1 protein-coding gene is annotated in these 1,429 nt (G+C 55.9%); it reads right to left on the bottom strand.

From position 1 onward, the window contains the following. Positions 1-17: 17 nt before the first annotated feature. A protein-coding gene (locus tag PSUB009319_RS22705) for an IS3 family transposase (protein WP_124384421.1) occupies positions 18-1,384 on the bottom strand; the annotation gives its coding sequence in 2 pieces (ribosomal slippage) (positions 18-908 and positions 911-1,384; 1,365 coding nt in all). Positions 1,385-1,429: the final 45 nt, after the last annotated feature.

Below are 1,429 nucleotides of genomic sequence, written 5' to 3'. Positions count from 1 at the left end.
TTGGACGGTTCGTAAGGCTAGGCCTGACAGGGCTGAGTTCTGTATTGCACAGGACTCAGCCCTTTTAGTTTGAGCTTGATGCGGTCGTGATTGTAGTAGCGGATGTAACGCTCAAGGCCGGATTTGAGCTGGTCAAGGTTGCTGAATTCGTTGAGATGGAAGAACTCGGACTTCAACGTGCCGAAGAAGCTTTCCATGGCGGCGTTGTCCAGGCAGTTTCCTTTGCGCGACATGCTGGGCGTGATCGAGCGCTTGTGTAGCAGTCGTTGATAGGCCGACATCTGGTACTGCCAGCCTTGGTCCGAGTGCAGGAGCGGCTTGTCGTGCGTCTTCAGGCGCGCAAACGCCTTGTCCAGCATGCTGCGTACCATCTCGAACAGAGGTCGCCTGGCGATCTCATATGCAACGATCTCCCCGTTGTAGAGGTCCAGGATGGGTGACAGATACAGCTTCTGCCCTCCCACATTGAATTCAGTCACATCGGTCACCCATTTTTCATTGGGACGATCAGCGTGGAAACGTCGCTGCAACAGGTTGGGCGCGACGCGGCCAACCTCTCCCCTGTAGGAGCGATATTTCTTCACCCGCACACACGACTTCAGGCCCAGCGTCTTCATTAGTCGCTGGACCGTCTTGTGATTGACTAGCTCGCCGGCTTGCCGAATGGCGGCGGTGATGCGGCGGTAGCCATAGCGCCCTTTGTGTCGCTCAAAAAGCACCCGGATGCGACATTTCAGATCGGCGTACTTGTCACTGACGCCCAGCAAGCCCTGCTGGTAGTAGAAGGTGCTGCGCGCCAAGCCTGCCACTTTGAGTAGCCTGGCAAGAGGATACTTTCGCCTTAGTTCAAGCACGATTTGCGCTTTTTGGGCTGCGCTGATTTCTTGCTCGCTTGAACCAAGGCGTCGAGCTTTTTTAGGTATTCGTTCTCCATGCGCAGGTAGTTCAGCTCATCGAGCAACTCTTTGCGCGAGCGCGCCTCATCCTCAGGCTGACGGTGTAATGGAGGGGTGGGCTTTGGGGGTTTTTGCATTGTCCTGGGCCGTCTCGATGGCCGAGATAGGGCTTCTAAACCGCCCTCATCATACTTGCGCTCCCAGATGCCAATGGCGCCGAAGTTCCGGATGTCGAATAGCGCCGCGACTTCGCGATACGAGAGTCTGTCGCGGCGCATCCGCTGCAGCACGCTCAGCTTGAAGGCTGCGCTGTAATGGGAATACTTTGGCTTGACGCTAGCCGCGCCATGCAGACGATAAGCATCGACCCATCGGCGTACCGTCCCACGATCAATGCCATGCCGCTTGGCTACCGCTTCGTAGTAGCTATCTCCAGACAGAAAGTCCTGGACAACTGCGAGTCTGAAGTCCTCGCTGTACCTGTACATGAAAACACCCCAAAAGTTGGTGTCCAACTTTTGGGGTGCAGTTCA

The organism is Ralstonia sp. SET104 (genome assembly GCF_003851545.1).
GTDB lineage: Bacteria > Pseudomonadota > Gammaproteobacteria > Burkholderiales > Burkholderiaceae > Ralstonia.
This window is presented reverse-complemented; position numbering and strand designations above follow the sequence as displayed.